Annotated in this window: 5 protein-coding genes and 1 pseudogene; 1 reads left to right on the top strand and 5 read right to left on the bottom strand. The window is 70.5% G+C overall.

Annotated elements, in window-relative coordinates:
• Positions 1–155 (top strand): annotated as a pseudogene (locus GKQ77_RS33710) (M56 family peptidase); the annotation flags it as partial.
• Positions 156–227: 72 nt separating this feature from the next.
• On the opposite strand, the gene GKQ77_RS29075 reads toward GKQ77_RS33710, so the two are convergent.
• The 5 genes from GKQ77_RS29075 to GKQ77_RS29055 form a co-directional block, all read right to left on the bottom strand.
• Positions 228–683, bottom strand: a complete 456-nt coding sequence (locus GKQ77_RS29075; RefSeq protein ID WP_219692041.1) for a tellurite resistance TerB family protein — start codon at positions 681–683, stop codon at positions 228–230.
• A gap of 68 nt (positions 684–751) precedes the next feature.
• Positions 752–1,192, bottom strand: coding sequence for a lasso peptide biosynthesis B2 protein (locus tag GKQ77_RS29070; protein ID WP_219692038.1), 441 nt, complete (start codon positions 1,190–1,192; stop codon positions 752–754).
• The gene (locus GKQ77_RS29065; protein WP_219692036.1) at positions 1,189–1,443 is read right to left on the bottom strand and encodes a lasso peptide biosynthesis PqqD family chaperone; all 255 of its coding nucleotides are present in this window, start codon (positions 1,441–1,443) and stop codon (positions 1,189–1,191) included. The genes GKQ77_RS29070 and GKQ77_RS29065 overlap by 4 nt, the downstream gene beginning before the upstream one ends.
• Before the next feature lie 31 nt (positions 1,444–1,474).
• Positions 1,475–3,313, bottom strand: a complete 1,839-nt coding sequence (locus tag GKQ77_RS29060) for a lasso peptide isopeptide bond-forming cyclase (RefSeq protein ID WP_219692034.1) — start codon at positions 3,311–3,313, stop codon at positions 1,475–1,477.
• Between the two features lie 26 nt (positions 3,314–3,339).
• Positions 3,340–3,450, bottom strand: a complete 111-nt coding sequence (locus GKQ77_RS29055; protein WP_219692032.1) for a keywimysin-related RiPP — start codon at positions 3,448–3,450, stop codon at positions 3,340–3,342.
• Between the last annotated feature and the right edge of the window lie 549 nt (positions 3,451–3,999).

The raw sequence follows: 3,999 nt of genomic DNA, 5'->3' as shown, positions 1-3,999 counted from the left end.
CCCCCGCGCCCGCCGCCCGCCCGCGTCCCTCCCTGTTCACCGCGGTGGGACTCGCCCTGTGGTGCGCCGCGTTCGGCACCGTCGTGTCCGCGATGTCCTCGGCGAACTCCGCGGTCACGATGGTCCTCATCCTGCGGGCGGCCACGCCGCTGTGAACGGGCGCGGCTCCGAGTGTGCGCCGCTCCGAGCGTGCGCCGCTCCGAACCGGCCTCGTGCCGAAGCGGCCGTTACAGGTCGAACTCGTGCGGCGGCAGGTCCAGCGCGAAGCACGCCTCGCGCACCACGGCCTGCTCGTCCTTGTCGAAGTCGCCGTCGGCGCCGCCGATGACGATGCCTATCTGGATGACCGCGCGGGCCTCCGCGGGCTTCTTCCTCGCCTTGGCGACCTCCTGGAGGACGCTCACCTTGCCGAACGCGAAGTCGGCGGTCAGCTTGTCGACGCAGGCGTCGAAGCGGTGGCGCAGGTCGTCCGCCGGGAAGTTCCGCAACACCTCGTTCGAGCCGATGAGCTGGGCCACGCGCGCGCGTTCGGCCGGGTCCACCGTGCCGTCCGCGGCTGCCACCAGGGCGCACATCGCCATGCTCGCGTCGCGGAAGGCGCCGCTCTTGAGGTCGTTCTTCTTCGCCAGCAGCTGGGTCTGCATCGTCGACGCGGATTCCTTGACGCGGTCCCACAGGGCCATGGGGCACTCCATGCACAGATCGAGATCGGGTGTTCTACAGCAGCGTAGAATCTACAACACTGTAGAAACTAGCAGCCGACCCGAGAAGTTCCCGCCGGTCCCACCGAGAGCAACCGCGCGAAGTAGTCGTCGGGCACGTCCTCTCCGATGGGCCGGCCCTCCGCCTCGATCCAGGCGTGCGCGTTGAAGGGAGGCACCACGCTCGCCCCCGTGCACCACGTCGGCCAGCCGCCCATCAGCCGGCACAGCAGAGCGGCCCCCAGTGAGCGGGGCAGACAGCCTTTCGGGCCGGCGCAGAGCAGGCTGGTCGCGCACATCGCGTCCCGGGCGTTCCTCGCCTGCGCGGCGCTGGCCGGGGCGGCGCCCCGGCGTACGACACCGAGGACGGCGCGGATCCGGCGCGGGGGCAGCAAGGAGAGCGCGACGGCGGGCAGCAGCACCAGGCGGGCGGCGAGACGCCGGGTGAAGGGGACGCCCGTGGGCCGTTCCAGAGCGCTCGGTGTCGTCATGAGACCAGCCCCGCATCCCGCAGTTCCCGTACGAGAGTGGTGACGTCCTGCTCCGCGCGGGTCCGGTCGATGTCGAACTCCGAGACGAGCGCGTCGATGGCCGCCGCCTCCTCGCCGCCGTCGAGGAGGGTCTTCACGACGAGGGTCCCGGTGGGGTTGAGTTCCCAGTAGTTTCCGCTGCGCTGGTCCAAGAGAACCGTGCCGTAGTCGGTCTCCGTGGTGGAGACATCGGGGCCGAACCGCAGTGCCATGGTGGGTGACTGCCTTTCTCCGGTGACGGGCCTATCGGGTACGGGCGGGGGAGAGGCCGCGCAGCCATACCTCGGCGGCGATGGTCGAGTAGAGGATGCCGTCGCGCAGCCCGGGCATGGAGGGCCGCTGCGCGAGGCGGCGCAGCGCCGCACCGTCGACCAGGCCGAGCCGTTCCAGCCTGGAGTCCTCCCACAGGGCAAGCAGGTCGGCGCGGTGTGTGCGCAGTCCGTCGGCGGCGTCCATGGCGGCGGCCGCCTTGGTGGTGCGCCGCAGGCACTCCTCGGGCACGATGCCGCGCATCGCGGTGGTGAGCACGGGCTTGTACGCCCAGGGTGTGACGCGTTCCTCCGGCCGGATCGCGAGGCACGCCTCGATGACGCGGTCGTCGAGGAACGGCGAGGCCATCGGGACACCGACGCGGGCCGCCATGCGGTCCCACTGACGGATGATGCGCGTGCACGAGCGGATCTGTTCCAGATCGGCGTGCATGCCACGGTCGGGGTGCAGGGGCTCGACCGCCGAAGCGGCCTCCCGCAGTGCCCGCTCGACCATGCGTGCCGCGTCGGGCGTGATCCACTTGAAGAGGCGCGGCGGCATGCCCCAGCCGAGACTGGTGGTGGCCGATGCCGGGAGTGGCTCGCGCAGGTGTCCGACGGCGTCGGCGAGACACCTGCCGTACGGGCGGGAGTCGGCCAGGGCGCGGGCCGTCGTACCGAGCGGCCACTGCCACAGGGCCCGGAAGCCGCGCAGCTGCCGCAGCGCGAACAGCGGGCGGGTGCGCGTCAGTCGGTGGTAGTACGCCTCCGAGCACCAGGCCACGTGGTCGCCGCCGATGCCCGTCAGGTGCACTCGGCTGCCCCGCCGGGCCATGTCGGGCAGATGGCTCAGCACCCTCGAGCGGTCCATGACGCCGATGGTCGGTTCGTCCAGCAGGTCGTCGATGCCCAGCAGGTCGTCGTAGACCAGCGGTGAGGCGTGCGCGTCCCACACCACGTGCTCGACGTCCGGCAGGTGCTTCACCGCCCGCTCGGCCCAGTGCAGATCGGTGTCGGCCGGGTCGCGTCCCGGCCAGGTGCTGGCCACCACCCTGGCGGGGGACCGGTCGGCGAGGAAGCAGATGGAGGTGGAGTCCAGGCCGCCGGACAGGTCGCAGCTGACCACGCCGCCTCGGCGCGTGCGGGCGTCGATGGCCGTGTCAAGGGCCTCGCGGACCAGCGGCGCGCCGTCGGCGAGGGTGCGGACCGGCTCCGGCGGGGTCCACCACCGCGAGTGGTGCACGGTCCGCCCGTCCGCGCCGACGGTCAGCGCGTCCTGTGGTGGCACCGCGGTGACACCGTGCCAGAGGGACGTCTCGGAGAGCGGATAGGGGACCGGCCACATCAGCCGGATCGCGAGCTGTTCCTCGTCGGGGTCGTGGCCCAGGGCGGTGGCGAGGACATCGGCGCGGGTGGCGGCCACGGGCACACCGTCCACGGCGGCGTGGAAGACCAGCCGGAGCCCGGACGCGGTGCCCTGCATCCTGAGCCGCTGGTCCAGGGCGGCGACGAGGTGGAAGCTGCCGGGCAGGGAGCGGGCCCACACGTCCAGCTCCGTCAGATCGCGCAACCGCCCTGCCCTGGCCTCCAGTTCGGTGGCGGTGACGGGGCAGCAGCCGATGACGGCCAGGGCGGCGCGGCCGGCGCGCGCCGTGACGATCTCTTCGTCGGCCCACTGGCCGACCAGCCACGGCCGGCCCGAGGAATGGTTGAGGACACGGGTTCCTGGGTGGGTGAAGGAGCGGGCCACGGCGGCCGCGTCCGCACGGTCGTTGAAGACCGTGAAGTGCGCGTCGCCGGGGCCCGTCCCCGCACTCGAGTGCGGTTCAGTCATGACGTCGGGTCAGAAACCGTCGGTCGTCAGTTCTTGCTGAAAATGAGTCGGTCGTTTCCGGACCGCTGCAGCAGCCCGGTCTTCTTCCGGAACGTCCCGAGCCGGACGAGCGCCGGAGCTTCGTAGGCCTTCTTCATGACGTCTCCTCGGATAGAGGTGACGACCGCTTCCCTGGTCGACGGCGCGCGGGGGCTCCGTCGACCTGTCCCAGGCTCATCGGGAACCTCGGGACGGGAAAGGTCGCAGCACCCAGCTATGTGCATAACCGGAAGATGCTGCAAGACCGTGAAAGAAAGTATGACAATCGGAAAAACGCATATGTTCGTTGTGCGATCACGTTGCTACTTGTGGGTTTAGTCAACGACTGCACAACTCGACGACGCATGTGTGCACAAGGGAAAAAACGTTTTGAACTGGGCATGGTCCGCTGGGGGATTGTCCTGCCACCGAACGGCCGACAGGCGGCGCCGAGGGGGAGCCGCCGGGGCGCATTCGGCCCCGGTGCGCGTGCTCCCGCTCCTCGGACTTCTTGGCCTGTTTCCGCCTTCTTCGCTCCCTCTGATCGTCGTCGTGGCGAGGGGATCGATCTCACGGCCTCTTCCCACGCCTTCGCCCACGCGGTTTAGTTCTCTGCGTCTCCGACCTTGGGAGTACGCGCGTGACCGCACCACCTTCCTCCCCCGTAC

It is taken from the genome of Streptomyces anatolicus (assembly GCF_019400875.1).
GTDB lineage: Bacteria > Actinomycetota > Actinomycetes > Streptomycetales > Streptomycetaceae > Streptomyces > Streptomyces anatolicus.
The sequence above is the reverse complement of the archived record's forward strand: the minus strand, read 5'-3'. Positions and strand labels throughout refer to the sequence as shown.